Origin of the sequence: Actinomadura sp. 9N215, assembly GCF_044326345.1 — a bacterium.
Classification (GTDB): Bacteria; Actinomycetota; Actinomycetes; order Streptosporangiales; family Streptosporangiaceae; genus Spirillospora.
Map to the genome: position 1 here is coordinate 108,809 of NZ_JBIRBA010000025.1, position 25,937 is coordinate 134,745.

The window sequence follows — 25,937 nt, forward strand, 5'->3', positions numbered from 1 at the left end:
GGATATGGGTGCCGTAATCGAGCCTAGAAACGAATGGGTGGAGTTCTTTCGGAAAAGTTCATATTGGGCCGTCCTTAAGCCGGTAGATCTTGGCTTGGAGGTGATGGCGGCATAGGCTCGATGTGATCGAGTTCGTCGCGGGAGGCCGAAAGGTGGCAGAGGACCGGAGTGCGACGACAAGACGCGCCATGAGCCCCAGGCTCAAGGACCGCTTGTTCGACATGTCCATCGCCGGGGCGGCCTTTCTCTTCGTGTTCAGCTTCATCGGCCTACTGGTCGCCGTCGTCTGTGTTCGGGTCATCGACATGGTTCACAACGACCAGACGAGGTCATTCAACCCGGCTTGGGTGACAGCCGGCGCCCGGCCCGGGCAAGCCACCGCGCCGGGATCGGACAACCGCCTCGTGAAGGCCAGCTCGGCACTGACGTACCGGCTGTCCGTCGGGCGGCCGATCACGTCCACCTTCACTCTCCCGCGCCTGAGGGACAGGTTGCTGGACCGGGTTTTTTGGCAAGACACTATTTACTACTTCGACGGCTATATCGACTTCGAGCCGACCGGGCTCTGCGCCCCCGGCAGTCGGGTCCAATGGCGACTGGGTGAAACCAGCGGCCGTTTTCCGTTCACCCACGAGGAATTCATTGGTCACATAGAAATTCCTTCCGACACCGTCACGTTGACCGCACGGCTCGATGCTCCCGCGTCCTGTGGTGGGACACTGCGCCTCATCGCCGCCCGCGTGTACAACTGGAGCGACCCCTTCTTGTTTCCGGAGGTCAGGACCGAGGAGAAATAGCACCGCCATATGATGGCGAACGATTCGATATGGGCGTGCGGACGTGGTTGGGGACCGTTAGGGAGTCATTAGCAGGATTCCCCGGGTCGGCGTCGCGGGACTCCGGGGATTTGGACGGTCCCGAGCACGCGTTCGGTCGTGTGGCCTGGCGTGTGTTCGCCTACGAGGTGAACTCGCTAGCCGATCCAGGGACCGGTCCCGGGGTGGCCTGGCTACAGTCCGGCAGATGAATGACGTGCAGAATCATGAACCGGCTGATTTCCTTGAGCGGGTGGTGACACGGCTGGTCACCCCGATCGGGTGCGTGCTTGTTCTGCTGATCCTCCTGTTCGTGCCCTGCGTCACCGCCAGCACGAGATCGGCTGATCCGAGGTTGAAGCGGATCTTCGATGAATCGTTCACCGGATGGAACATCGCCACTGACGCGGACCTGTTCTCCGTGGCGGTCCGCATTCTCACGGTCACCCTGTTCGTCGCCCTGGTGGTCGGTGCGGGTACCGCCTTGGTGCGTAATCCACGGAAGCGAAGCCTCGCCGCCGCCGTGACAACGGCAGTATCCGGCGGACTTCTGGTGGCGACCGGGCTGTGGGCTTCGCATTGGCGGGACGCAAAACGAGATGAGTTCATGTCGATCCTTACGTCGACTTTGCCGCCGGTCGAGCGTGCGAAGTTCTTCGACCAGATCGGAAGCGAGGTCGGAGTCGGTCTCGGGTTCTGGCTGGGGCTGGCCGGGCTCGGCGTGATCATCGCGTTCAATGTCTACCTGGTGCTGCGGGGCCGACGGCGTCCTGCCGATGCCGTTCGCTGAGTGGCTCGGAGGCGACGCCGAGGCCTGAACGCACTCCCTGGCCGAATTCCCCGGTCGGCGCCTAATGGTGGTCGCGGGTTCTCAGGCTTGGACGAGTTGTGCGGCGTGTTCGGCTTCGTCGGCGTGGACGGCGCTCGGCTGAGTGGTCAAGAGTCGCCAGTGCGTGGTCACGCCGTCCGGGCCCGTGAGGAGGGACGCGGACAGGGCCTGTTCGATGCGGCTGCGGACGTCGGCTTCGGCAGCGGGTTCGCTGGCGAACAGCACCCGTAGCCGCACCCGAGTGCCGGAACGGCGTGCGTCGGTGTGGTGGGGAGCCAGTGGGCAGGGCGTTCGGTGCTCCCAGTGTCCGCACAATGCGACCGTGATGGCCGCGCCCGGTGCCCGGACGTCCCCGCCGGGGTCCATGGTGACGACCGCCTCGTGGGCGAATGCTTGACGCACGGAATTCAGTATCAGGCGCAGAGGTCCTGCCGATCAAGCCGGCTGATGTGAACTGTTCTCCAGCCTGCGGTCAGCCGCGGAAGCTCAGGTGATGGGGCAGCGTTTCCAGGCGAATTCGTAGACCTCTTTTCCGTCCATGTCCATGTAGCTGGGCTTGGACGGGTCGGACGTGCCCGGGTCGACGCGCAGTTCGGTGGAGATGTTGAAGTTGCGCTGCTCGCCGCACGGGCTGTAGATCGGGTCTTCGTCGGGAATGACGAGCCGCCAGGGGCCGGAGAAGGGGCCCTTGAGCGTCTTGGTCCTCGGCTGCGGTTTCGGCATGCCCTGGAGGTAGGCCGATGTCGTCATGATGCCCGTGGCGCCGGGCTCCAGGTGCGCGGTGCCGTTGTATTCGACCGCCCGGATGGCGTAGGTGTGGCCTTGCGGAACGTGGATCTTCATAGCGACCTGGCATGCCTTCCGGGCGTCCGCCGGGTTCGAGACGCCGCCCGCCTCGGCGCGCATGCCGCTCCGTGTAATGGTGAAGGCGCTGAAGTCCTCCGAAAGGGCGACCGCCACCGTCCCGGCCGGGCAGCCTGCCCCGTTGACGGTCACTATCTCGATGATTATCCCCTTGGGCGGAGGATCGGCGACCGCGGCGGGGGAGGTCAAGGCGGGCAGGGCGATTGTCGCGCCTATCGCCGCGAGCACTGCGCGTCCGGTATTCATCATGGTCAGCCTTCCAGGTCGGGCGCGAGCGAAAGCCGTGCCTGCGGTTCGGCACGGCCGCAGTGATCCCGGCTTGGCCCGAGATTCCTCCCGTCAGGCTAATTCTGTGTCTGGAACAGAGTCAATGTTGATTGATATTCTATTCTCTTTCACATTTAACGCGCTGCGGGCCGTTCTCCCGTGCAGCGTATAGGGGACGCAGCCGGTGTCGTTGTGGCCGAGCCTGGCGGTGATGGTCCATGCCGGACGATTCTCCGGAAAGGACTCCTCAATTTTTCCGCTTCTTCCGGCGTAACCCCCGCCGCCGAGCATGGACGTGCCGGACGGGCAGCCTGAGCCCCGGGCTTGATGTCAGGTCGTGGGGGCGGGGAGGTGGCGGATGCGGACGAGGTTGCGGATTGTGGTCCCGGCTTGCTCGTCGGTGTACTCGGCGGCCGTGACGTAGCCGTGTTCGTCGTAGATGCGTCCGAGTTCCGGGCTGTCCGCCCAGTGATCCAAGGCCAGGGCGGGGGCGTGATGCGTCCTGGCGAGGTGCTCGGCGTGGGCGAGCAGAGCCGAGCCCACCCCGCGGCCGTCAGGGCCGCGGTCGGTCATCACGGTGTAGATGAACAGCGAGCCGTCGGGGACCGTGCCGGCGGGGATGCGCGGCGGGATCATGGGCGCGGCGGCCAGGAGCCCGACGCAGGTGGACTCTCGTTCGGCGATGGTGACGACGCCTTGGGAGGTCCAGTCGGCGACCCGGTCGGGGAAGCCCGGCTTCTGTGAGAAGGGCACCGTCCCCCACTGCTGGGGCCTGCCTTGAGCCACCAGCCACTTGAGGACGGAGTCCATGAGCGACAGCAGGGCCGGGACGTCGGGCGTCGTCGCCTGTCGAAGGTGCAGCGGATGTTCTGGCACAGCGGCCTCCCTGGACGGTTAAGCTCTCGGCATGGCCGCATTGATTTAACTTTCTAAGGATTAGATTGTCAAAGGAAGCGAGGGTCGGCGCCATCGCCCGGGCGGTTCAGGAGCTCCAGGACGCCACCGATCAGATCGATGAACTGGCCGCTCGGCGGCTGGGGATCAACCGCACCGACCTGCGGTGCCTGAGCCGGTTGACCGCCCGCGGCTCGTTGACCGCCAGCGAGCTGGCGGCCGCCGCCGGGCTGACCGGCGGCGCGGCCACCACCGCCATCGACAGGCTGGAGCGGGCCGGGCTGGCCCGCCGTATCCGCGACGAGTCAGACCGGCGACGCGTCCTGGTCCATCTGACCGACCGGGCACATGAGGTCGGCGAGCAGATCTGGGGGCCGATCGTGACCGACGCCTCGGCTGAACTGCACCGGTTCACCACCGCCGAACTGGACGTCATCGAGAGGTTCCTGCACCGGGCGCTGGACAACCAGACCCGCCACGCGGACCGCCTCCGTTCCCAGGGCCCACACCGATGAACCCGAACCAGGGCTCAAGCTCAGGTGGCGGGGCAGCGTTTCCAGGCGAAATGGTAGATCCCTTTTCCGTCCATGGTCATGTGGCTGGGCTTGGACGGGTCGGAGGTACCGAGGTCGACGCGCACGTCGGCGGAGATGTTGAGGTTGCGCTGCTCGCCGCACGGGCTGTAGATCGGGTTTTCGTCGAGAAAGGTAACCCGCCAGGGGTGGGAGAACGGGCCCTTGAGCGTTTGGGTCATGTGCCGTAGGTCCGGCTGACCCTGGAAGTAGGTCAATGCTGTCACAGTGCCTGAGGCGCCGGGCTCCAGGTGCGCGGTGCCGCTGTATTCGGACGACCTGATGGCGTAGGAGTGGCCCTGTGGAACGTGGACCCTCAGGTTGACCTGGCAGCCCTTCAGGTCGTCCGTCGGGCCCGCGGCGCCGCCCGCGTCGGCGCGCATGTCGCTCCGTGTAATGGTGAGGGTGCTGAGGTCCTCCGAAAAGGCGACCGCCGCCGTCCCCTTCCGGCAGCCTGTCCCGTTGACGGTCGCTATTTCGATGGTCACCCCGCCGGGCGGGGGATCGGCGATCGCGGCGGTGGAGGTCAGGACGGGCAGGACAATTGTCGCGCCTACGGCCGCGAGCATTGTGCGTCCGGTCTTCATCATGGGCAGCCTTCCAGGACGGGCGGAGGGTGAATGCCGTGCCTGCGATTCGGCACTGCTGCGGTGATCCTGGCGGGCCTGAGAATCCTTCGTCAGAGTAATTCCGAGTCAGCAAGAGCGTCAATGTGAATTTGACGTTCTATTCTTTTTCACATTTGACGTGGCGCGCCGCCGGACGGGGTGAGGGGTGGGCGGGCCGTCGGAGGTCAACGCGAGCCTGCGCCTTGAGGTGGGGCGAGGGCCTCGGCGGCCGTGGTCAGGAAGGGCTTGTATCTCGTCCGGCCTCCAGGGAGAGTTCTCACGCCTACGCCCAGACATATGTCGTTTACGGCAGCGGATTCACCACCTATCAGGTGGTACATAATTGGATCGACACCAGGACGACCGCCGGAACCCAGATATGTCACCGCCTCCTCCCGGCCGGAATGTCGATACTCGGCGGCGGCGGCGCTGGAAGAAGCGGCAAGAGGAATCCTTCCCGGAGAACCGTCCAAGGTGGACCATCACCGCCAGGGTCTCGCCTGGCCGTTGGCCGTCGGCGTCGGCCGACGGCCGTCAGTCGACCAGGAGGACGAGCTTTCCGCGCGGGTGGCCCCGCTCGCTCGTCCGGTGGGCCTCGGCGACCTCGGTGAGCGGGAAGGTTCGCGCGACCGGGAGTGAGAAGCGTCCTGACTCGATCAGGGCCCCGATCTCGCCGAGCGCGTGGAGCGCGCGTCCGCCGTCGCCGCTGCTGAACCTCACCCCGTGCTCCTGGGCGCCGCCGAAGTCGGCGACCGTGACGACGTGCTCCGCGCCCCCGGCGAGGTCGATGAGCTCGGGAAGGACCCCGCTTCCGGCGACGTCGAGCGCGACGTCGACGCCGTCGGGCGCGAGGGCGCGAACCCGTTCGGTGAGGCCCTCGCCGTAGGCGACGGGCTCGGCGCCCAGCGAGCGAAGGTAGTCGTGGTTGGACGGGCTGGCGGTGCCTATCACGAGCGTGCCGCGGACGACGGCGAGTTGGACCGCGGCGCTGCCGACGCTCCCGGATGCGCCGTTGATGAGCAGCGTGCCGCCGCTCCCGACTCCGAGCTGGTCGAGCGAGCGCGTGGCCGTCTCGACGGCGGCCGGAAGCGCGGCCGCGCCGGGGAAGTCCACTGACGGCGGAATCGGCGCATAGTGGGACAGCACCGCCAGTTCCGCCTGGGCCGCCCCCTCGGCGGAGAAGCCGAACACTCGATCGCCGACGGCGACGTCCGCGACGCCCTGGCCGAGCTGGTCGACGACGCCCGCCGCCTCGTGGCCCAACGTCTGCGGGAGTTCCCCGTCCATCAGGCCCTGGCGTTTCTTCCAGTCGCTGGGGTTGACGCCGGCCGCGCGCACCGCGATCCGGACCTCGCCGGGACCCGGACGCGGATCGGGCAGCTCCACGATCTCAAGGACGCCCGGGCCCCCGAACCGGCTGAAACGGACCGCCTTCATCGTGCGCTCCTTGCGTCGTCCTCGCCGCGCGGGCAGGTTCTCCATGCGAAGTGGTAGGTGGTGCCGAGGCCGGCGTGCATGTCCAGGACGTTCGTCTTGGTCCGGTCGGACGCGGTGAGACGCAACTCGGTGGACACGCTGAGGTTCTGCTCCTCGCCGCAGGGTTTATAGACGAGCCGCGAAGGGCCGACCGTTTCGGTGACCTGCCAGCCATCGGACAAGGGGCCCTTGAACGAGTCGTACGTCGGTGTGTGGCCTGGGAATCCCGCGAAATAATGCGACGCCCGGAGAACGCCCGTCGTCCCGGGTTCCAGGCGGGCCGACCCGCGATGGTCGACGCGCATCACCGCGTACGTGACGCCCGCCGAGGGGATGATCCGCAGGTTGAGCTGGCAGTTCTTCCGGATGTCGGTCGGCAGGGCGTCGCCGCCGATCCTCGCCGAGTAGCCGCTGTGTCGGACGGTGAAGCCGGTGGGCTCGGGGGTGATCGTCACGGTTTCGGGCCGGCAGCCCGAACCGCCCATGACCGCGACCTCGATCGTGGGCGTGGCGCCGTGCGGCGTATCCGCGGGCGCGGGCGGGTCCGCGGGCGCGGGCGGAGCCGGGGACGAGGGTGGGGCCGCGGGCGCGGGCGAGGCCGCGGACGCGGGCGGGGTCGTCAGGACGGGCACGGCGGCGGTGGTGATGCCCAATGCCGTGACCAGCTTGGCCTTGGGTCTCATCGGTGGCTCAGCACGTTGACCACGCGGCCGTTGGGGTCGCGGACGAAGAAACGGCGCACTCCCCACTCCTCGTCCTGCAAGGGGTGCACGATTTCCGCGCCGCTCTCTTGCATCAGCGCGTGGGCGGCGTCCACATCGTCAACTTCGACGCTCATGTCGGGCACGACCGGCGCGGTCTGGTCGTGGGTCATGAAGGTGACCTGAGCCGTGGGATTGGACGGAGAGGCGAGCGTCACGACCCAGCCGTGGTTCATGACCTCCTCGAATCCCAGGAGCCCGTAGAAATCCCGGCTCTCCTCGATGGCCTCGGAACGGATGTCGGGCATGACGCGGCGGATGGACATCGGTGACTCCTGCTGACAGGCGAAAGCAATGGTGCCCCTGATTATGTTCAGGAATTCCGCGGCCACACGGCGCTCAGGGGCAGCCGCCGCCGATCTCCCGGACCGGGCATTGGAGTTCGAACACGTGACGGTCGTCGTCAGTGTCCTCCAGGCGCACCTGCCGGTACAGGCCCCAGGACTCCAGACCGCGCTCCGCGAGGACGGCGTCGACGGCGAGCCAGGGGTCGTCGGTGCCGTTGGCCGCGCGGCGGTGAGTCGCGACCGCCCCTCGCTCCACGGCGGGCAGTTCGGCCGACTCCAGCCCGGCCGACTCCAGCCCGGCCGACTCCAGCCCGGCCGCCGGATCGGCGCCCTGGGCGAGTGTCACCCCGACGGCGACGTCGATCTTCGACCCGTCGGGACGGCCGGAGTAGGTGCGGATGACGCGTCCGCTCATCGGCGCACCGGCCGCGGCCAGCCGCGCGGTGAGCGTCCAGAACAGGGCCTCGACCGTGGCGGCGATCTCGTCGACGTCGTCGACCTGCGCGCTGACCTGCGCGAGGCGAAGCGCGGGCAAGGGCTGGAGCCGCAGACGAAGCGTGCCGTCGGTCATGGTCGATCCTCCCTCGCCCGGTCGGCGACGCCGAGTCGGCGGCGACGCCGATCCGCCTCCGCGACCCGTCTCCACGGGGTCGCCTCCGGCACATCACATCACAGCCCACAATGGCGACTCGGCACCACCTGTCCACATCTGGACGCGGAGAGTAGTCGGATGATTGCTCTGGGTACGCAGCGATCGGGCCGCATCACGCGGCCCGCGAGACCCAATGGAGGGAACGTGTACCAGTTCACTGCCCGGTCCGCGCTGCGGGCGGCGAAGACGCGGCTGCGTGCGATCACCGGAGCCGTCGTCCTGGCCGTCGTCGCGCCGCTGACGGTCGCCATCGCCCCGTCCGCCAGCGCCGACCCGGCGGCCTACTTCGTCTTCACCGACATCACCCGTGAGGAGGCCGTCCTCAAGCTCACCGACCCCGCGAAGATCCAGCACGCCCGGGACCTGGTCAGCGGCGAGACCTACGACAGGCCCCACGTCGTCGGCCGGATCCTCAAGCGCCAGGCCGACTACAACCCCCGCTGGAGCTTCCACTACAACCCGGACACTGTCGACTTCTTCGACGTAGCCATCGAAGTCTGTGACGCGACTCTCCCCTATGTCGAGGACCACCTCGACGAGGCCGGCGGCGCGTTCCTGCCCGGCCTGGTCTGGTGCCCCTGGACGTCCCGTCTGATCAGGGAGATCCCCGCGCCGTAACCCTTCGCGGCGCGGCGTCACACGTGTGCGCCCGGGGGTCGGGTCAGGCCCCTGGGCGCTCGCCGTCCCGCCCGCCTCGGCGGTAGGCGCGGGCCACGGTGCGGGCCAGGCACGGCTGGCACTGGACGTAGCCCTCCCCGTCGTCGTGCCGGCGGAAAGGGCGTACCGGATCGGTGTCGATCAGGTTTTCGGCGCGCATTTCCCGCATCCGTTCCGTGGTGATGAACGCGGAGAGCTCGCTGTCGTGTATCGCCTTCTCGCACAGGTCGCACGTGTCGACGACTTCCACCCACGCCACGTTGGACGGCCAATCACCGAATACCCGCTGCCAGCCGAGCGCGGCGAACAGCACGCAGCCGGACGGATCGACGGCCCCGCCGTTGGACGGCTGCCTGCCCGCCAAGGCGTCCGCCCGCGCCACGTCCCGATCGAAGACGAAGTACTCGCTGCACGATTCGCACACCGCCCAGGCCGACGATTGCCCCGCCATCTGCCGCAGGGTGTGTTCGAGCATCCACGTCGGCTCGCCGTCGTCGTCATCGGCTTGCAGGATCTCGGCCATGTTCTTGGTCAGGCTGAAGTTCTGCGCCCAGAATCCCTCGGCGATGACAACCGTCCGCGTCGGCAGGAAGTACCCGGCCGCCGGATCGAAGTCGTCATTGCAGACGTCGCACACGCCGTTGGCGCGCAAGCGAGCCGTTTCCCGCTTGAACAGCTTGTCCAGGAGGCCCACGTCGGCGTTCACCCCCGCGTAGTTTCGGCGAGTACCGGGATACCCGCGCTACCGTCACGATTCGGCAGACGTTAGTCCCGCGACCGCGGGAGGAGTCCCGGCGGATTTCCGGAGGAGTCCGTCCGCAGCCGACCGCGCCACACCCACACCGGTATTCCGGTGGTGGACGCCGAGACCCGGTACCCGGTATTCCGCGACCGGAGGCCAAGTGAGCCCAGGCCCGAGTGGGATTGCTGGCGCGGCGCGGCCTCCGCCAATTGTTCCTGTCCGACACGGTCATCGAGGTTGGCGCCCAGGTCGGTGCTGGCCCGCGACGGCCTCAACTCCGGCGCCATTCGAGGGCGACAGGGCTTGAATGACCGGAATTGGCCTCGATTTGAGGGTTAGTGAGCAGGTCGGTGCGGAGGGCCACCGGCGGACGCGATGGGCCGCCGCCGCCAAGGCGAGGGGACACCGCCGCCGTCATGTGATGATCAAGTGGTAGCACTTCGTGATCTCATCACGACTCACCGGAGGTAACTCGTGTACCAGATGACGAACAAGGGCCCGCGGACCATCGCAGGAGCCGTGGCCCTGGCCTTAGCCGCGCTGCTGGCCATGGCCACCGCCCGGTCGGCAGACGCCGCCCCGACGGCGGCCGCCTACTTCGTCTTCACCGACGCCGGCGGCACCGACGAGGCCGTCGTCCAACTCACCGACCCAGCCGAGATCCAGCACGCCCGCGACCTGATCAACGGCTCCGCCACCGACAATCCCCAGGTCATGGGCAAGATCGTCAAGCAGCCGGCGCCGTACAACCCCGGCTGGAGCTACCACTTCGACCCGGCGACGGTCCAGTTCTTCGAGGTCGCCACCGAGGTCTGCGACGCCACCATCTCCTACGTCGAAGAGCACCTCGACGAGGCGGGCGGCGCGTTCCTGCCCGGCCTGACCTGGTGCCCCTGGAGCTCGCGCGTGCTCAGGGAGACCTCCGCGCCGTAACCACCGACGACGCGACGCGACGTCCGCCCGGGGACCGCTCCAGGTCCTCGGGCGGACGTCGCCCGACCGTTCGCATTCGGCGTAAGGCGCTGTCGGGCGCCATCGGCTTTCAGGCACGGATCAGGCACGGATCAGGCGGGCCGCTTCATACGCTGCCCGCAGCGATGTAGAAGCTCGTCATCAGTAGGAAGACATGGTCCGCGCCACTTCACCGCCACCGAGCCCAGCACCGCCGAGGCCGGAACCGCGGGGCCGGGCACCGTTGGGGTCAGGGACCGTCGGGCCGGGTGTTGTTGGGGTGGGCGGTGCCGAGGCGAGTCGGGCCGAGGCAGGGAGTGGGAGCGGGGTGTTGTTGTGGTGGGCCGTGCGATACCGGCACCATCGACGCCGCGAGGCGGACCTGGCGTCGGGCGCTCGCCATCTTCGAGGAACTCGACGCTCCCCGGGCCATGGCGGTGCGCGCACTCCTACGGGACGAAGCCGAACCCGACACCAGCTGACCACCCCTAAGCGACGCGCCGCGACCGCAAACGCGGGTTCGGTGGCTCAGCGGCTCACCATGGTCTCCTGCTCCACGCGCGACAGCTTCTCGGGGTTGCGCACGTAGTAGAACCCCGCGACCAGGCCGTCGTCGACCCGCACGGCGAGGATGCCGTCGATCTCGTCGCCGAGCCGGAGCAGCAGCGCCGGGGCGCCGTTGACCTGCACCGGTTCCATCGACAGGCCGGCGTCGATCCTGGCGATGCCGGAGAGGAACAGGCGGGCCACCTTGTCCGCGCCCACGACGGGCCGCAGCACGGCCTGCTTGAGCCCGCCGCCGTCGCCGATCACGACGACGTCCGGCGCGAGGATGTCGATCAGGCCCTGCACGTCGCCCGTCTCGACCGCGCGCTGGAACGCCTCGAGCGCGTCCCGGGTCTCGTCCGGGGACGTCGCGCCGCGCGGGCGGCGCGCGGCGACATGCGCCCTCGCCCGGTGAGCGATCTGGCGGACGGCGGCCGGGCTCTTGTCGACGGCCCGCGCGATCTCGTGGTACCCGAAGTCGAACACCTCGCGGAGCACGAAGACCGCCCGTTCCGGCGGCGTGAGCGTCTCCAGCACCAGCAGCATCGCCATCGAGACGTTCTCGGCGAGCTCGACGTCCTCGGCCAGGTCGGGCGTGGTCAGCAGCGGCTCGGGCAGCCACGGACCGACGTAGGTCTCCTTGCGGCGGCCGAGCGTCCGCAACCGGCTGAGGGCCTGGCGGGTGGTGATCCGGACCAGGTACGCGCGCCGGTCCCGGACCGTGCCGAGATCGACCTTCGTCCACCGCATCCAGGTCTCCTGGAGGACGTCCTCCGCGTCGGCGGCCGAGCCGAGCAGCTCGTAGGCGACGGTGAAGAGCAGGTTGCGGTGGGTGATGAACGTCTCGGTGGCGATGTCCACGCCCCGCTCGCCGCCGCCGCCGTGTTCGTCGCGCTTGTCGTGCTCGTCCATGGCCGGCTCCTCCCTGCCGTCCGCGACCGTGCCGCCCACAAGACGCCGGTGCCTGCCGTTCTGTGACATTCCCGCTCGGTGGGATACCTCACGTGGCTCCGCCGTCAGCGTCGTCGCTCTTCTGATCCGGGCCGGGCCTTCTGAATTGGGGGCGGTTCTGGTTGGGCCTTCTGGCGCGCTCTGCGTGTCGGGCGCTGGATCAGGCGGTGCGGCGGCGGGCCTTTTCCTTCATTTCTTCGGGCAGGGCTTCGATCGTCAGCAATCGCGGCAGCAGGGCGGGTTCGCCGGTGAGGGCCCGGAAGGCGATGGCCGCGGTGACGTCGTGGTCGGGCCGGTGGACGACATCGACGGCGTCGCCGGTGCGGATCTCTCCGGGCTCGATCACGCGCAGATAGGCGCCGGGACGTGCCGTCCGGGTGAACCGCTTGATCCAGCCCGACTCGTCCAGCCAGCCCTGGAAGGTGCCGCAGGGAATTCGCGGGCAGCTCACTTCGAGGACGACCTCGGAGCCCACCCGCCACCTCTCGCCGATCAAGGCGCCGTTGACCTCGACCCCGGTGGTGGTGAGGTTCTCGCCGAAGACGCCATGGGGGAGCGGCCTGCCCAGTTCGTCCTCCCAGAAGTCGAGATCCTCGCGTGCGTAGGCGTAGACGGCCTGGTCGGGCCCGCCGTGGCCGGGACTGTACGTCCTGTCGCCCGCCAGGCCGACCGCGCCCGCTTCCAGAGGTTCCGGAGCGGTGACCATGACGGGGCCGTCGACCGGCCGTTTGTCGATGCCGGTGATCGCGGCCTTGTTCCAGTGGTTGGTCCGGGGCTTGCCGATGTTGACCGAAAGCAGCATCACAAGGCGACGATACGCAGCCGATCACCGCGTGGCGACACCGGTCACCGCGAGAGTTGCCGAGCGGGAACAGCGGGGCTCTGGAAGGCGGGTCGTGCTACGTCCTGCGGCCGCCGAACTCCCAGTAGTGGATCTCGACGTTCTCGTACAGGCCGTTGCGGGCGTAGGGCTCGTCCGCCATCAGGGCTTCGGCGGCGCCGCGGTCCGGCAGTTCGACCAGCAGGGCGGTGCCCGTCCACTCGGCGCCGTCCTCGGACAGCAGCGGACCGTAGGCGATGAGGCGGTCGCGGTAGCCGCCGTCGAGGTAGCCGTGGTGCGCCTCGTCCAGCGGCTCGCGGGACGCGGTCGTGCCCGGCTTGGCGTGGGCGATGATCAGGAAGCGCCGGTATCCGGCCGTCGCGCCCGTGAACTCCCACATCGTGCGGCCGAGGACGTTCCGCCAGCGGCGGATCAGCACCTCGCCATAGACACCGGCCTGGTAGTTGGGCTCGTCGAACGCGAACTCCCGCGCGGCGGCCGGATCGGGCAGGTCGACGATGTGCATGCTGCCGGTCGCCGTCTCGCCGTCCGCCGTGAGGGTGGGACCGCGCGCGATCATCGTCTCGGCGTAGCGGTCCATGAACGACCAGTGGGTTTCGCCCAGTTCCTCGCGCAACGCCGCGGTGTCCGGCCGGTCACGGCAGTAGAAGAAGTACTCCATGTCGCCCCCCGTAAGCGCAAGTGGTGCAAGATCGTATCAATGGCGCCGGTGCGTCATCCGACGCGCTGGAGCGCCTTCTCGCGATATTCGGCCAGGCGTGAACCGGATTCGCGGCGGGCCATGCGGCCCAGCAGGATCGGCGCGAGGACGAGACCCGCCAGCGCCCATGCCCCGAGGACCCCGAAGGTCTCCGGCTGCCGCCAGGAATGGCCTATCTCGACGTCCGCCATGCCGTCGGGCAGCAGGGCCGAACGCATGCCGAGGCCGAGCCAGTAGACGGGGAAGATCTCGGCGATCCAGCGCAGCCAGCCGGGCAGCGCGGTGATCGGGTAGAAGATGCCGGAGATCGAGATCAGCCCCATGACCGGGAGGGCCGCCAGGCCGGCGCCGCGGGGGCTGGAGATCAGGGAGCCGAGTGCCGCCCCGATGGACTGTGTCGCCACCAGCCCCAGGAAGAGCACCCACGCCATTGTCAGCCAGGCTCCGGCGGTGGCGAGTTTCGTCCCGTCGACGATGAACAGCCCGGGGACGAGGAGGATCGCCAGATACACCAGGATGGTGCCGGAAGTCGCGACGAGTTTGCCGACGTAATAGGCCTGAATTCCGTGCGGGGTGGCCTTGGCGCGCAGGAGCGTGCCGTCCTCGCGTTCCGCGGTGAGGTACTGCATCACCAGGAGCATGCCGAAGGCGATGAACATTCCGAGGACGCCCGGCAGGATGAGCGTGCCCAGCTTGAAACCGCTGTCCTGGAACTGGCGGTTCCGCAGGAAGAAGACGGCCACGAGCGTCGCCGCGGGCCAGAAGATCTGCGCGATCAGGTCGAAGCCGCTGAACGCCTGGCGAAGTTCGATCAGGCCGCGGGCGAAGCCCGCACGGATCGTGGACGTCATCACATCGCTTCTTTCCGGCCGGATTCGGCCCCCCGCACCAGGGAGAGATAGGTGTTCTCCAGCGACGAGGCACGGATCTCAAGATTGGAGACGGCTTCGCCGTGCTGCTTGAAAAGGTCGAAGACGAATGCGGTCGAGTCGCTGGTCGATCGCCGGTGACGCCGTCCGTCGAGCGTCCAGCCGACCTCGTCCTCGCCGACGATCTGCTCGGCGAGTTGTTCGGCGGTGCCGTTGGCGACGATCCGCCCGCCGTCGAGGATGAGGATGCGGTCGGCGAGCTTCTCCGCCTCGGGCAGGTCGTGGGTGGTGAGCATGATGGTGGTCTCGCCCGCCGCGGCGAGGTCCCGGATCAGGGTGTGGAAGTCGTGCCTGGCCTGCGGGTCGAAACCGGCGGTCGGCTCGTCGAGGAACAGCACTTCCGGACGGCCGACCAAGCCGATCGCCACGTCGAGCCGGCGTCGCTGCCCGCCGGAGAGCATCCTGAGCTGCTTGCCGGAATGCTCGGCCAGGCCGACCGTCGTGATCAGCTCGTCGGCGTCCCACGGCCGCTGGACCCGGTCGGTGGAATGGCGGGCGTAATAGGAACCCTGATGGGCGAGCAGTTCACGCACCCGCCATTTCGCATGATCGCGCCAGGATTGCAGGACGACGCCGATCCGCGCCCGCCAATGCTCGTCGCCGTGCGCCGGATCGATGCCCAGCACGCTGACCCGTCCGGCCGATCGCATCCGGAACCCCTCCAGAATCTCGATCGTCGTCGTCTTGCCCGCGCCATTAGGTCCGAGGAGCGCCAGCACCTCACCGCGATACGCTCGGAATGACACACCGCGCAGGACGTCGTTGGCGCCATAACGCATGCGCAGATCGTCGACTTCGAGAACGACTTCTCGCCCGCTCGCCGCCGCTTCTTCGCTTGTTGGCGCTTCGTTTCCTGTCATCGCTACTCCGCCTCGTCCGGCAGGGACCGGCGCACGCGCGCCGCGAGCTCGTCCAGATCGGCGCCCGTCATCGCGAGCGCGCGCGGCACCGTGCCGACATTGAGTTGCAGCACGCCCAGCAGCAAATGCGCCGGTCGCAGATTCCTTTTGTTGCCGGCCGTCGCCACGCCTCGTTCGAGGATCAACTTCACCGACGCACCCATTCGGGACGGGCGCTTCGCGGATCTGCGCGGCCGCGGGAGCTCCCGGCCCTCGACGACCACTCCGGCCGTGCCCAGGCTCCGCCTGAACTCCTCGTCCAGCGCGTCGCGGATCCTCTGGTGGTCGAGACCTGCCGAGTTCAGCAGCTCGCGGGTGGTGCTCTCCGGCTCGGCGGCGATCGCCAGCAGGACGTGTTCCGCCTCGACCGTCGCCGAGCCGGTCTCCTGCGCCTCGTCCGTCGCGCGCTCCATGACCGCTTTGACGTACTTTCCGAACTCCTGCAGCATCAGCGCCTCCTCGGCAGCTCGACGCCCGCGGCAATGAGTCGCTTGGCGTGCTTCTTGTGGACCGCCTGGCGGGTGATGCCGAGCGCCTCGGCGACGTCCGACCACGTCCAGCCCGCGCGCATGGCCTTCTCGACCGCCTCGTCCTCCAGCCGGTCGGCCAGCCGCCGCAGCGCCACGACGGCCGCCAGCGCCTCGGCGGAGTCCGCCGGGGCGGGAACCTCGATAGCCGACATGTAAGCAACCTAGGTTGACAATCTCTGGTCTGTCAACCTGAGTTGCTAAGCAAGCTTGACCTGGCTCGGGCAGATCGGGGGTTCGAGTGTCTTGACGCAGGTCAGGGCCGGTGCAAGCGTGGAAATGATGGTGAAAAGGGGGACCCATCATGATGGAGATCAAGAGCATCGAGAAGCCGGACGACCGGCGCGACATGCCGAGGGCGCACGTTGAGATCGTCAACCTGTCCGGGCTGGTGTTCGGCAAGGCGACGTTCGAGCCCGGGTGGCGCTGGACGGAGTCCGTCAGGGAGATCGCGGGCACGGATCTTTGCGAGGTGCACCACAACGGCTACGTCGTCCAGGGACGGATGCGCGTCCGCATGAAGGACGGAGCCGAAGGGGAGGTCGGCGCCGGCGACGTGTTCGTCGTGTCGCCCGGCCATGACGCGTGGGTCGTCGGGGACGAGCCGTGCGTGATGCTCGACTTCGGCGGCGGTATCGGCGAGTACGCGAAGGCCTGAGACCGCCCCGCCCGCGCCACTGACCGCGACCGCGCCACCGACCGCGACCGCGCCACCGACCGTGACCGTTGGCCGGGATCGTTGGCCGGGATCGTTGGCCGCGACCACTGGTCGTGACGGGGTGTGCGGGGGCGTACGGGGTCAGGCGGTGACGACGGCGAACGGCCCACGGTTCTGGGCGCCGTCCGGTGACCGCCATCCGGCGGTGACAGAACCCCGGACCTCGCCCGTACCCGGCTGATCCTGGCGGCCTAGGACGCGCACGACCCGGACGGTCAGCGCACCGCGAGGCTCGGTCTCCACCGCGATGTCGGTGCCGTGCCGGGCGTCCTGGACGCTGCCCAGCGCGACCACGGCCGCAGTCCCATCGCCGGTGAAGTCACTGGTGACGGTGGAGTCGGGGGTGTCGCTCCGGCTCTGATGCTGCGGCTCGGCGCGGCCCTGGAAGAGGGCGACGAGCTGGGCGACGACGACCGGGTCGCGGGTGCCGTCGTACACCCAGCGCCGTCCGAGCACACCGTGTTCTGACGTCCCGATGAGCGCCCGGTCGGCGCCGTCGAGCGGCGCGCCGCGGTAGCCGAGCGGGACGTGGTAGGCGACGGGGCCGTCCCCGGACGTGTCCGTGACCACCATGAACTCGATCCCGACCTCGCCCTGCGGGTCGTCGAGCCGGAAACCGCCCGCCCTGGACAGCTCAGGCCCGTCCGCCGGGCCCGCGTACCACGGCTGCGCGGGCAGCCACGCCGCGAGTAGTTCCAGCTTGCCCGGCGTCATCGTGGTGTTGTGGATGAAGGCCATGGTGCCGAACCTATCCCCTCGGTGATCATCGCAATTGTCCACACCCGGGTGAGGCGATGACTGGCGCGTCTGGACCTGGACACGGCCGGGATACGGAGAAAGATCGATGCGTGGCCACTAACGCATCCCCCGCCGAAAACACACCTCCCGCCGCCAGCGCGTCTCCTGCCGCCCATGCGTCTCCGGTCGGTGGCGCGGCCAGCCGCAGGGGGTTTCTCTCCCTGTCGACGGCGGCCGCCGCCGTCGCCGCGACCGCCGGTGCGGGCGTCACGCTGACCGTCGCGCCCGCGGCCGCGCAGGAGCGGGGCTGGCCGGACGGTCCCGGCAAGCCCGTCACCGACCAGCGGCCGGACGCCGAGCTGCGCGCCCTGCTCCGCGAGATCGACCAGGACCGCATCGAGGCGATCGTGCGGAAGCTGGTGAGCTTCGGCACCCGGCACACCCTGTCCGTCCAGGACGATCCGAAGCGCGGCATCGGCGCCGCCCGCGACTGGATCCTCGCGGAGATGAAGCGGTACGCGGCCGCGTCCGGCGGACGGATGACCGCCGAGTTGCAGTCGTACGTCCAGGAGCCGGGGCCCCGCATCCCGGCCGCGACCCGCATCACCAACGTGGTCGCGACGCTGCGCGGCTCGGCGAACCCCGAGCGGATCTACGTGGTGTCCGGGCACTACGACTCGCGCGTCACCGACGTCATGAACGCCACGGCGGACGCGCCGGGGGCCGACGACGACGCGTCCGGCGTGGCGGTCGTGATGGAGCTGGCGCGGGTGATGGCGAAGCGGCGCTCGGAGGCCACCCTCGTCTTCACCGCCGTGGCGGGCGAGGAGCAGGGCCTGTACGGGGCCAGGTACCAGGCGAAGCAGTACAGGGCGGCCGGCGCCGACGTCCAGGGGATGTTCACCAACGACATCGTCGGCAGCAGCACCGCCGACGACGGCACCCGCGACCCGCGTTCGCTGCGGCTGTTCGCCGAGGGCGTGCCGACCGCCGAGACGCCGGGCGAGGGCGACGTGCGCCGCTCGGTCGGCGGCGAGAACGACTCCCCGTCCCGGCAGCTCGCCCGGTTCGTGTCGTCCGTCGCCGACAACGACGCGACCGGCATGCGCGTCCGGACGATCTACCGCCGCGACCGCTACCTGCGCGGCGGCGACCACATTGGCTACCTGGAGCAGGACTACCCCGCCGCCCGCTTCACCGAGCCGCACGAGGACTTCGCCCACCAGCACCAGGACGTCCGCGTGGAGGACGGCAAACAGTACGGCGACCTGCCCGAGTTCTGCGACTTCGCGTACATCGCCCGCGTCGCCAAGGTGAACGCGGCCGCGCTGTGGTCGCTCGCCCAGGCGCCGGGGACGCCGAAGAACGCCCGCGTCCGTACCAGCGAGCTCACCAACGACACCGACCTGGTCTGGGAGCGCGGCGCCGAGCCCGACCTCGCCGGGTACGAGGTGGTGTGGCGGGAGACGACCAGCCCGGACTGGACGCACGTCATCCCCGTCGGGAACGTCACCGAGGTCCGGATCGACCTGTCCAAGGACAACGCGTTCTTCGGCGTCCGCGCCGTCGACCGCGACGGGCACCGCAGCCCCGTCGCGTTCCCCGTCCCAGGCTGAGCTGCCCCGGCCCGGCCCGGCCCTCAGCGCGCGGGGGCGTCCAGGAGGGGCGCGAAACCGTCGTGGAGGCGGCTCAGGCCGAACTCGAAGAGCTGCTCGTAGGAGAAGTCGAAGGTCTTCTCATCGAGGTCGGCCATGACCGGGAAGGCGCCGCTGCTCAGGGCGCTCTCCAGCGTCGGCCCCTGCTCCGCCCAGAACTCCTCGCTGGTGACGCCCGTGCGCGCCACGGCGCGGAGTTCGTTGATGTGGCTGCGCGCGACGCCGTTCACGTAGTCGTACTGGACGCCGATCAGCATCATCAGCGTCCGGTCGTCGGACCCGAAGCGGCGCATCTGGCCGAGGAGCCAGTCCAGGCCGCGCAGGGAGTTGGGGCCGAGGAGCGGACGGCTCTGGTCGACGTACGGGTACCAGGGATGGTCCAGGCAGAGCCGCCAGTGGCCGCGTGCGTCGGCGGTCAGGATCTCGCGCCAGCCGGGCCCGTCGTCCGCGCACCGCTCCGCCTCCTCATCGGCGGGAAATTCGATGACGCGGTCGAGCATGAGGTCGAGCAGTTCGCTCTTGCCCGGAACGTAGCGGTACAGCGTCATCGTGCCGACGCCCAGGCGGGACGCGACGCGGCGCATCGACAGCGCTTCGAGCCCTTTGGTCAGGGCGAGCTCGTCGGCGACCTCGACGGCCGCCGCGACGATCCGGTCGAGGGTGAGGGCGGGCGGGCGGCCGCGCGGTGGCCGGGTCCGGTCGCCCCACAGCAGCTTCAGGCTGAGTCCGAGGTCGCGTCCGCCGCCGTGCTCCGTCGTCATCGTCCGTCCAGCTCTTTCCGTGTGCCCCCGGCTCCGGCGCTGCCCGCCGGCGTCCAGGACATGACGCTACAGCCCGGCCCCGCACGAGCACCGCAGGCACTTCGAGTATAGTGTACGCTAATTTGCGTAGGGCATACGCGAAATGGGAGGCGGCATGCCGGACAACGCGATCCTCGCCGAGGGGATCCGCAAGAACTACGGAGAGAAACGAGCACTCGACGGCTTCGACCTCGCCGTGCCGAGCGGCATGGTCTACGGCCTGCTCGGCCCGAACGGGGCCGGGAAGACCACCGCCGTGCGCATCCTGACCACGCTCGTCCGGCTGGACGGCGGCCGCGCCGAGGTCGCCGGGCTGGACGTCGCCACGCGCCCCCGGCAGGTGCGCCGCCGGATCGGGCTGGCGGGCCAGCACGCGGCGGTCGACGAGGTCCTGACCGGACGGCAGAACCTGCGCATGTTCGGCCGCCTGTTCCACCTGGGAAAGAAGCGCGCCGCCGAGCGCGCCGAAGAGCTGCTGGCGCGGTTCGACCTGCTGGACGCCGCCGACAAGGGCCTCAAGGAGTACAGCGGCGGGATGCGCCGCCGCCTCGACCTCGCGGCCAGCATGATCCTCGCGCCGGACGTCCTGTTCCTCGACGAGCCGACCACCGGCCTGGACCCGCGCGGCCGCAACGAGGTCTGGGACTCCGTCCGCTCCCTCGTCGCGCAGGGCACGACCGTCCTGCTGACCACGCAGTACCTGGACGAGGCAGACCAGCTCGCCGGCCGGATCGCCGTTCTCGACCGGGGGAAGGTCATCGCGGACGGCCCGCCCGAGTCGCTGAAGCGGCTCATCGGCGGCGACCGGATCGAGGTCGTGGTCAGCGACCCCGCGACCCTGTCCGCCACGGCCGCGGTCGTCGCGCGCGTCGCGTCCGCCGAACCGGAGGTCGACACGTCGGCCGCGCGGGTGCACGCGCCCGTCACCGAACGGGTCGCCGCGCTGACCGAGGTCGCCCGCACGCTCCAGGACGACGGCATCGCCGTCGAGGACATCGGGCTGCGCCGCCCCACCCTGGACGAGGTCTTCCTGCGCCTCACCGGCCACCGCGCCGACGACGCGGACGACTCCCCGGCGAAGAAGAAGGAGAAGGTGAAGGCGTGAACGTCCAGGCCAAGACCGCCGACGACGACGCGCTCGGCACGCGGCTCTACTGGGCGGCGGCCGACTGCTGGACGATCGTCCTGCGCGGGCTAACCCACTACGTGCGGCAGCCGAGCAACATCGCCTGGCAGCTCGGGTTCCCCATCGTCTCCGTCCTGCTGTTCGGCTACGTGTTCGGCAGCGCGATGTCGGTCCCCGGCGGCGGCGACTACCAGGAGTTCCTCATGCCGGGCATGTTCGGCATGACGATGGCGATGGGCTTCATGAACACCGCGTACGTCGTCGTGTACGACAGCGCCCGCGGGGTCACCGACCGGTTCCGGTCGATGCCGATGTCGCCGTCCGCCGTCGTCACGGGACGCGGCGTCGGCGACCTGATCGGCGCGTCGCTCGACCTCGTCGTCCTGGCGCTGACGGCGCTGGCGATCGGCTGGCGCTCCAGCGGCGGCGTGCTCGACACCCTCGCCGCGTTCGGCCTGCTCCTGCTGCTGCGCTTCGCGCTGATCTGGATCGGCGTGCTGCTCGGCCTCCTCGTGCCCAACGAGGAGGCGGCCGGAAGCCTGTTCGCGGTCGCGTTCCCCTTCGCGATGATCTCCAGCGCGTTCGTGGCGCCGTCCCTGATGCCGGACTGGCTGGGCGCGATCGCGATGTGGAACCCCGTCTCCGCCACCGTGACGGCGTGCCGCGAGCTGTTCGGCAACCCGGCCGCCGTCGGCGACACTTGGATCGAGCAGCACGCCCTGATGATGGCGATCGTCTGGCCGATCGTCATCACGGCGGTCTTCCTGCCCCTCGCCGTCCGCCGCTACCAGCGCCTCAGTCGCTGACGCCCCGACGCCGCGCCCCTTCCCCGCCTCGGCCCGCCGCCGATGCGAGGGAAGGAGCGGCGTCGAGGCTCGGCTGAGGGGCGGTGGGGGTAGGTTCGGGGAATGAACGATCGGCCGACTCTTGACGACATCCGGCGCGCGCCGAAGGTGCTGCTGCACGACCATCTGGACGGCGGCGTGCGGCCCCGGACCGTCGCCGAGCTGGCGCGGGAGTCCGGGTACGGGGAACTGCCGACCACGGAGGCCGACAACCTGCGCGCCTGGTTCGAGGAGGCCGCCGACTCGGGATCGCTGGAGCGGTACCTGGAGACGTTCTCCCACACCGTCGGGGTGATGCAGTCCGCCGAGGCGCTGACGCGGGTCGCGTACGAGTGCGCCGAAGATCTCGCGAAGGACGGCGTCGTCTACGCGGAGGTCAGGTACGCGCCCGAGCAGCATCTGCGGGCCGGGCTGACGCTGGAGCAGGTCGTCGAGGCGGTCCTGGACGGGTTCGCGAAGGGCGGCCGCGATCACGGCATCCGGGTCAGGACGCTCGTCACGGCGATGCGGCACCTGAGCCGGGGGCAGAAGCACAGCTCGATGGAGATCGCGGAACTGGCCGTCCGGTACCGGGACGCGGGCGTCGTCGGGTTCGACATCGCGGGCGCCGAGGCCGGATACCCGCCGACCAGGCACCTGGACGCGTTCGAGTACCTGCAGCGGGAGAACGCGCACTTCACCATCCACGCGGGCGAGGGGTTCGGGCTCCCGTCGATCTGGCAGGCGATCCAGTGGTGCGGCGCGGACCGGCTCGGCCACGGGGTCCGGATCATCGACGACATCGAGGTGGACGGCCGTGCCGACGGTGCCGAGCCACGGCTCGGGCGGCTCGCCGACTACGTCCGGGACAAGCGGATCCCGCTGGAGATGTGCCCCACGTCCAACATCCAGACGGGCGCGGCGAAGTCGATCGCGGAGCATCCGATCGGGCTGCTGCGGCGCCTGAGCTTCCGCGTCACCGTGAACACCGACAACCGGCTGATGAGCGGGACGACGCTGTCGGACGAGTTCGCGAAGCTCGTCGAGGCGTTCGGCTACGGCTGGGACGACCTCCAGTGGTTCACGGTGAACGCGATGAAGTCGGCGTTCGCGCCGTTCACCGAGCGGCTCGAACTGATCAACGGCGTGATCAAGCCCGGTTTCGCGCAGCTCAAGTGGAGCGGCGCCAGGCCCCTGGCATGATCGAGCCATGACCATTCGTTCCACCGGCGGGCGGGTCGCGGCGTACGCGTGGCTGGCGTTCGCCGCGCTCAACCTCGCCGACCTGCTGTTCGGCATCACCGGCGACGCGAGCTACTCGCTGATGACGTTCGGCATCAGCATGGTGCTGCTGCTCGGCTGCGGGGTCGCGTACGCGGTCGGGCTGCGGCCCGCGATCATCGGGGACGACGACGCCGTCACGATCCGGAACCCGCTGCGGGACGTCAGGGCGCCGTGGCCCGCGGTCCGCCGCGTCGAGGGCACGAACGCCGTGACGGTGCGGTTCACCGGCCCGGACGGGACGGAGACGCAGACGCGGGCGTGGGTGCACCAGACCTCGCCGCGCGCCCAGGCGAAGGCGGAGGCGCGGGCGCGGAAGGAAGCGAGCAAGGACGACGAGTTCGACCTGCGGGGCCGGACACCGGCCGCGTACGCGGCGCAGCGGCTGAACGAGATCCGCGACCGCCGCCGTCCGCGGACCAGGTCGGGCGCGCCGGACCGTGCGGCCGCCGCGAGGGAGGCGGCGGACGAGTCGGCGCGGGGGACCGTGACGTGGTCGGTTCCGGCGCTGGCGTCGCTGGTCGTCCCGCTGGCGTCGCTGGTCGTGATCGCGATCGTGGCGGCGGTCAGCTGAGGGCCGCGGAGAGGGCGTCGCGGAGGGCGTCCAGTTCGGCGGCGGCGCGTGCGCGGGCGGCGCTGATGTCGTCGTCGACGGGCTGGACGATTTCGAGGTAGCACTTGAGCTTGGGTTCCGTCCCGGACGGTCGGATGATCACTCGTGCTCCTCCGGCGAGGTGGAATCGCAGCCCGTCGGTGGGTGGCAGGCCGTCCGTTCCGTGGGTGAGGTCGTCGAACGACTCGACCGTGCGGCCGCCGAGGCGCGCCGGGGGATCGGCGCGCAGCTGGGACAGCACGGCGGTGATCAGCGATGGGTCGTCCACCCGGACCGAGAGTTGCGCGGTGGTGTGCAGGCCGTATTCGCGGGCTTGGTCGTCGAGGAGGTCGAGCAGGGTGCGGCCGTCGCGGCGGGCGTGGGCGGCGAGTGCGGCGACGGTGAGGGCGGCGCTTATCCCGTCCTTGTCGTTGACCAGGACGCCGTGGTCGTCGCCGATGCTGTAGCCGAGGGCTTCTTCGTAGCCGAACACCAGCCGGTCGGTCGGCCCGCCCGCGCGCATGATCCACTTGAAGCCGGTGAGGGTTTCGGCGTACCGGACGCGATGTGCCGCGGCGATCGAGCGCAGCAGCGACGACGACACGATGGTGGTGGCGACGAGGCGGTCGTCCCCGGTGGTGTGCCGCAGAACGTGCTCGGCCAGCAGCCCGCCGACCTCGTCGCCGGTCAGCACCCGCCAGCCGCCGTTGCGCGGGACGGCCACCGCGCACCGGTCGGCGTCGGGGTCGTTGGCGATGACCAGGTCGGCGTCCCGCTCCCGCGCGAGCGCGAGGGCCAGGTCGAGGGCGCCGGGCTCTTCGGGGTTGGGGAAGGCGACGGTGGGGAAGTCGGGGTCGGGGTCGGCCTGTTCGGGGACGACGGCGGGCGCGGGAAACCCGGCGCGGTCGAACGCGGCGAGCAGGACGTCGCGGCCGACGCCGTGCAGCGGCGTGTACACGATCGAGAGCTGGTCGCCTCCAGACGGGCCGAGGTTCAGGGACGCGACCGCGTCCAGGTAGCGGCCGGTGCCTTGGTGGACGGGCCAACCGGTGCCGAGCGGGAGTTCGTCGACGCGGCCGACGGCGTCGATCGCGGCGGAGATGTCGGTGTCGGTGGGTGGGACGATCTGCGCGCCGTCATCCCAGTACACCTTGTAGCCGTTGTCGCGGGGCGGGTTATGGCTGGCCGTCACCATCACCCCCGCCACCACGTCGTCGAAGGCGCGGACGAAGTGGGCGAGGACGGGGGTGGGGACCGGGTCGGTGAACACCTCGGGCCGCAGCCCCGCCCCGGCCAGCACCGCGGCGGTGTCGTCGGCGAACCGGCGTGAGCCGTGCCGGGCGTCGAACCCGACGATCACCCGCCCACCCGCCGGCAGACACCCCGCCAGCCCGGCCGCCGCGCGCATCACCGTGACCCGGTTCATCCGGTTCGGGCCCGCGCCGAGTTCACCGCGCAGCCCGGCCGTGCCGAACTCCAACCGCGCACCGAACCGGTCGACCAACGCCTGCTGGTCGCCGTTGTCCAGGATGGTGTGGAGTTCGGCGCGGGTCACCGGGTCGGGGTCTTGCGCCAGCCACTCCTGCGCGTCTCGGTGGAGATCGTTCACAGTTTCGCCAGGACGGTGGCCAGCAGCGCGCCGATGCGGCTGGCCGACGCGCGTCCCGCCGCCAGGACCTCCTCGTGGTCGAGCGGCTGGTCGGCCAGTCCGGCGGCGATGTTGGTGACCAGCGAGATGCCCAGCACGTCCGCGCCGCCTCGCCGGGCCTCGATCGTCTCCAGGACGGTCGACATGCCGATCAGGTCGGCGCCGAGCGTGCGCAGCATCCGGATCTCGGCGGGTGTCTCGTAGGTCGGGCCTCGCAACGCCGCGTACACGCCTTCCGACAGTGTCGGGTCGGCCTCCTTGGCGAGGGTGCGGAGCCGGGCGGAGTAGGCCTCGGTGAGGTCCAGGAACTGCGGGCCGGTCAGCGGGTTGGCGCCCGACAGGTTCAGATGGTCACAGATCAGCACCGGGTCGCCGACCCGCTGCCGCTCGGGCCGCAGCCCGCCCGCCGCGTTCGTCAGCACGATCGTGCGCACCCCGGCGGCCAGCGCCGTCCGCACCGGATGCACCACCGCGTCCACCCCGTGGCCCTCATACAGGTGCGTCCGGCCCAAGAACACCAACGCGCGCCGCCCGCCGACCTCCACCACCCGCACCCGTCCCGCGTGCCCTTCGGCGGCCGGGGGCGCGAACCCGGGCAACTCGGTGACCAGCACATCGATACTCGGCGACCCGAACGCGTCCGCGGCCGGAACCCAACCCGAACCCATCACCAACGCGACATCGAAAGAATCCACCGACGCGCGAGCGCGCAACTCGTCCGCAGCCGCCCGGGCCAGTACAAAGGCGTCGTTGCTCACGCCGCCGACACTACCGGCGCGATCAGACG

General features: G+C 69.7%; 31 protein-coding genes. 11 read left to right on the top strand and 20 right to left on the bottom strand.

The window, feature by feature from the left end; all coding sequences use genetic code 11:
* The first annotated feature begins 188 nt into the window (after window positions 1-188).
* Both ACH34T_RS33510 and ACH34T_RS33515 read left to right on the top strand, forming a co-directional pair.
* Window positions 189-797: a hypothetical protein gene (locus ACH34T_RS33510; RefSeq protein WP_396024959.1), complete on the top strand. Its 609-nt coding sequence runs from the start codon at window positions 189-191 to the stop codon at window positions 795-797.
* Window positions 798-1,023: 226 nt separating this feature from the next.
* Window positions 1,024-1,605 carry a hypothetical protein gene (locus ACH34T_RS33515; protein ID WP_396024960.1) on the top strand — a complete coding sequence of 194 codons (582 nt, stop codon included), beginning with the start codon at window positions 1,024-1,026 and terminating at the stop codon, window positions 1,603-1,605.
* An 81-nt stretch (window positions 1,606-1,686) separates the two neighbouring features.
* On the opposite strand, the gene ACH34T_RS33520 is transcribed toward ACH34T_RS33515, so the two are convergent.
* The 3 genes from ACH34T_RS33520 to ACH34T_RS33530 form a co-directional block, all read right to left on the bottom strand.
* A complete protein-coding gene (locus tag ACH34T_RS33520) occupies window positions 1,687-2,046 on the bottom strand; it encodes a hypothetical protein (RefSeq protein WP_396024961.1) in 360 nt (119 codons plus the stop codon).
* Window positions 2,047-2,130: 84 nt separating this feature from the next.
* A complete protein-coding gene (locus ACH34T_RS33525; protein WP_396024962.1) occupies window positions 2,131-2,757 on the bottom strand; it encodes a DUF4360 domain-containing protein in 627 nt (208 codons plus the stop codon).
* Between the two features lie 348 nt (window positions 2,758-3,105).
* Window positions 3,106-3,651, bottom strand: coding sequence for a GNAT family N-acetyltransferase (locus tag ACH34T_RS33530; RefSeq protein WP_396024963.1), 546 nt, complete (start codon window positions 3,649-3,651; stop codon window positions 3,106-3,108).
* 65 nt (window positions 3,652-3,716) lie between these two features.
* Between ACH34T_RS33530 and ACH34T_RS33535 the strand changes: the two genes are divergently transcribed.
* A complete protein-coding gene (locus ACH34T_RS33535; RefSeq protein ID WP_396024964.1) occupies window positions 3,717-4,184 on the top strand; it encodes a MarR family transcriptional regulator in 468 nt (155 codons plus the stop codon).
* A gap of 20 nt (window positions 4,185-4,204) precedes the next feature.
* On the opposite strand, the gene ACH34T_RS33540 is transcribed toward ACH34T_RS33535, so the two are convergent.
* From ACH34T_RS33540 to ACH34T_RS33560, 5 genes are all read right to left on the bottom strand, one after another.
* The gene (locus tag ACH34T_RS33540) at window positions 4,205-4,828 is read right to left on the bottom strand and encodes a DUF4360 domain-containing protein (RefSeq protein ID WP_396024965.1); all 624 of its coding nucleotides are present in this window, start codon (window positions 4,826-4,828) and stop codon (window positions 4,205-4,207) included.
* A 555-nt stretch (window positions 4,829-5,383) separates the two neighbouring features.
* Window positions 5,384-6,286, bottom strand: coding sequence for an NADP-dependent oxidoreductase (locus ACH34T_RS33545; protein ID WP_396024966.1), 903 nt, complete (start codon window positions 6,284-6,286; stop codon window positions 5,384-5,386).
* Entirely contained in the window at window positions 6,283-7,008 is a 726-nt protein-coding gene (locus ACH34T_RS33550) for a DUF4360 domain-containing protein (RefSeq protein WP_396024967.1), read from the bottom strand. The genes ACH34T_RS33545 and ACH34T_RS33550 overlap by 4 nt, the downstream gene beginning before the upstream one ends.
* A complete protein-coding gene (locus tag ACH34T_RS33555; RefSeq protein WP_396024968.1) occupies window positions 7,005-7,352 on the bottom strand; it encodes a VOC family protein in 348 nt (115 codons plus the stop codon). The genes ACH34T_RS33550 and ACH34T_RS33555 overlap by 4 nt, the downstream gene beginning before the upstream one ends.
* Before the next feature lie 73 nt (window positions 7,353-7,425).
* A complete protein-coding gene (locus ACH34T_RS33560; RefSeq protein ID WP_396024969.1) occupies window positions 7,426-7,944 on the bottom strand; it encodes a hypothetical protein in 519 nt (172 codons plus the stop codon).
* Window positions 7,945-8,169: 225 nt separating this feature from the next.
* Here ACH34T_RS33560 and ACH34T_RS33565 point away from each other — a divergent pair, with 225 nt between their 5' ends.
* Window positions 8,170-8,643, top strand: a complete 474-nt coding sequence (locus ACH34T_RS33565) for a calmodulin-binding protein (protein ID WP_396024970.1) — start codon at window positions 8,170-8,172, stop codon at window positions 8,641-8,643.
* 43 nt (window positions 8,644-8,686) lie between these two features.
* Here ACH34T_RS33565 and ACH34T_RS33570 read toward each other — a convergent pair whose 3' ends face one another.
* Window positions 8,687-9,388, bottom strand: a complete 702-nt coding sequence (locus ACH34T_RS33570) for a hypothetical protein (protein ID WP_396024971.1) — start codon at window positions 9,386-9,388, stop codon at window positions 8,687-8,689.
* A gap of 519 nt (window positions 9,389-9,907) precedes the next feature.
* On the opposite strand from ACH34T_RS33570, the gene ACH34T_RS33575 reads away from it, so the two are divergent.
* Complete coding sequence (locus tag ACH34T_RS33575; RefSeq protein ID WP_396025001.1) at window positions 9,908-10,357, top strand: calmodulin-binding protein; 450 nt, start codon at window positions 9,908-9,910, stop codon at window positions 10,355-10,357.
* A gap of 546 nt (window positions 10,358-10,903) precedes the next feature.
* On the opposite strand, the gene ACH34T_RS33580 is transcribed toward ACH34T_RS33575, so the two are convergent.
* The 7 genes from ACH34T_RS33580 to ACH34T_RS33610 all read right to left on the bottom strand — a co-directional run bounded on the left by ACH34T_RS33580 (window position 10,904) and on the right by ACH34T_RS33610 (window position 15,923).
* The gene (locus ACH34T_RS33580; protein WP_396024972.1) at window positions 10,904-11,833 is read right to left on the bottom strand and encodes an RNA polymerase sigma-70 factor; all 930 of its coding nucleotides are present in this window, start codon (window positions 11,831-11,833) and stop codon (window positions 10,904-10,906) included.
* A gap of 199 nt (window positions 11,834-12,032) precedes the next feature.
* Window positions 12,033-12,674 (bottom strand): MOSC domain-containing protein, encoded by a 642-nt coding sequence (locus ACH34T_RS33585; RefSeq protein ID WP_396025002.1) that lies wholly within the window; start codon window positions 12,672-12,674, stop codon window positions 12,033-12,035.
* 97 nt (window positions 12,675-12,771) lie between these two features.
* A complete protein-coding gene (locus ACH34T_RS33590; RefSeq protein WP_396024973.1) occupies window positions 12,772-13,374 on the bottom strand; it encodes a YciI family protein in 603 nt (200 codons plus the stop codon).
* A gap of 53 nt (window positions 13,375-13,427) precedes the next feature.
* Window positions 13,428-14,264 carry an ABC transporter permease gene (locus tag ACH34T_RS33595; RefSeq protein ID WP_396024974.1) on the bottom strand — a complete coding sequence of 279 codons (837 nt, stop codon included), beginning with the start codon at window positions 14,262-14,264 and terminating at the stop codon, window positions 13,428-13,430.
* Entirely contained in the window at window positions 14,264-15,202 is a 939-nt protein-coding gene (locus tag ACH34T_RS33600) for an ABC transporter ATP-binding protein (RefSeq protein WP_396024975.1), read from the bottom strand. The genes ACH34T_RS33595 and ACH34T_RS33600 overlap by 1 nt, the downstream gene beginning before the upstream one ends.
* Window positions 15,203-15,204: 2 nt before the next feature.
* The gene (locus tag ACH34T_RS33605; protein WP_396024976.1) at window positions 15,205-15,690 is read right to left on the bottom strand and encodes a Clp protease N-terminal domain-containing protein; all 486 of its coding nucleotides are present in this window, start codon (window positions 15,688-15,690) and stop codon (window positions 15,205-15,207) included.
* Window positions 15,690-15,923: a hypothetical protein gene (locus ACH34T_RS33610; protein WP_396024977.1), complete on the bottom strand. Its 234-nt coding sequence runs from the start codon at window positions 15,921-15,923 to the stop codon at window positions 15,690-15,692. Before ACH34T_RS33610 ends, ACH34T_RS33605 begins: the two co-directional genes overlap by 1 nt.
* A 149-nt stretch (window positions 15,924-16,072) precedes the next feature.
* Here ACH34T_RS33610 and ACH34T_RS33615 point away from each other — a divergent pair, with 149 nt between their 5' ends.
* Window positions 16,073-16,426 carry a cupin domain-containing protein gene (locus ACH34T_RS33615; protein WP_396024978.1) on the top strand — a complete coding sequence of 118 codons (354 nt, stop codon included), beginning with the start codon at window positions 16,073-16,075 and terminating at the stop codon, window positions 16,424-16,426.
* Window positions 16,427-16,567: 141 nt separating this feature from the next.
* Here ACH34T_RS33615 and ACH34T_RS33620 read toward each other — a convergent pair whose 3' ends face one another.
* The gene (locus ACH34T_RS33620) at window positions 16,568-17,224 is read right to left on the bottom strand and encodes a 1,4-alpha-glucan branching protein (RefSeq protein WP_396024979.1); all 657 of its coding nucleotides are present in this window, start codon (window positions 17,222-17,224) and stop codon (window positions 16,568-16,570) included.
* 110 nt (window positions 17,225-17,334) lie between these two features.
* On the opposite strand from ACH34T_RS33620, the gene ACH34T_RS33625 reads away from it, so the two are divergent.
* Window positions 17,335-18,840, top strand: coding sequence for a M20/M25/M40 family metallo-hydrolase (locus ACH34T_RS33625; RefSeq protein WP_396024980.1), 1,506 nt, complete (start codon window positions 17,335-17,337; stop codon window positions 18,838-18,840).
* 23 nt (window positions 18,841-18,863) lie between these two features.
* Here ACH34T_RS33625 and ACH34T_RS33630 read toward each other — a convergent pair whose 3' ends face one another.
* Window positions 18,864-19,640 (bottom strand): TetR/AcrR family transcriptional regulator, encoded by a 777-nt coding sequence (locus ACH34T_RS33630; protein ID WP_396024981.1) that lies wholly within the window; start codon window positions 19,638-19,640, stop codon window positions 18,864-18,866.
* 154 nt (window positions 19,641-19,794) lie between these two features.
* Here ACH34T_RS33630 and ACH34T_RS33635 point away from each other — a divergent pair, with 154 nt between their 5' ends.
* From ACH34T_RS33635 to ACH34T_RS33650, 4 genes are all read left to right on the top strand, one after another.
* The gene (locus ACH34T_RS33635; protein ID WP_396024982.1) at window positions 19,795-20,784 is read left to right on the top strand and encodes an ATP-binding cassette domain-containing protein; all 990 of its coding nucleotides are present in this window, start codon (window positions 19,795-19,797) and stop codon (window positions 20,782-20,784) included.
* Window positions 20,781-21,611, top strand: coding sequence for an ABC transporter permease (locus ACH34T_RS33640; RefSeq protein WP_396024983.1), 831 nt, complete (start codon window positions 20,781-20,783; stop codon window positions 21,609-21,611). Before ACH34T_RS33635 ends, ACH34T_RS33640 begins: the two co-directional genes overlap by 4 nt.
* A gap of 102 nt (window positions 21,612-21,713) precedes the next feature.
* Window positions 21,714-22,832 carry an adenosine deaminase gene (locus ACH34T_RS33645; protein WP_396024984.1) on the top strand — a complete coding sequence of 373 codons (1,119 nt, stop codon included), beginning with the start codon at window positions 21,714-21,716 and terminating at the stop codon, window positions 22,830-22,832.
* Between the two features lie 7 nt (window positions 22,833-22,839).
* Window positions 22,840-23,484 carry a PH domain-containing protein gene (locus ACH34T_RS33650; RefSeq protein ID WP_396024985.1) on the top strand — a complete coding sequence of 215 codons (645 nt, stop codon included), beginning with the start codon at window positions 22,840-22,842 and terminating at the stop codon, window positions 23,482-23,484.
* On the opposite strand, the gene ACH34T_RS33655 is transcribed toward ACH34T_RS33650, so the two are convergent.
* Together ACH34T_RS33655 and ACH34T_RS33660 are read right to left on the bottom strand one after the other, a co-directional pair.
* Window positions 23,477-25,111, bottom strand: coding sequence for a phospho-sugar mutase (locus ACH34T_RS33655; RefSeq protein WP_396024986.1), 1,635 nt, complete (start codon window positions 25,109-25,111; stop codon window positions 23,477-23,479). The genes ACH34T_RS33650 and ACH34T_RS33655 overlap by 8 nt on opposite strands.
* A complete protein-coding gene (locus ACH34T_RS33660) occupies window positions 25,108-25,908 on the bottom strand; it encodes a purine-nucleoside phosphorylase (RefSeq protein WP_396024987.1) in 801 nt (266 codons plus the stop codon). Before ACH34T_RS33660 ends, ACH34T_RS33655 begins: the two co-directional genes overlap by 4 nt.
* Window positions 25,909-25,937 lie beyond the last annotated feature (29 nt).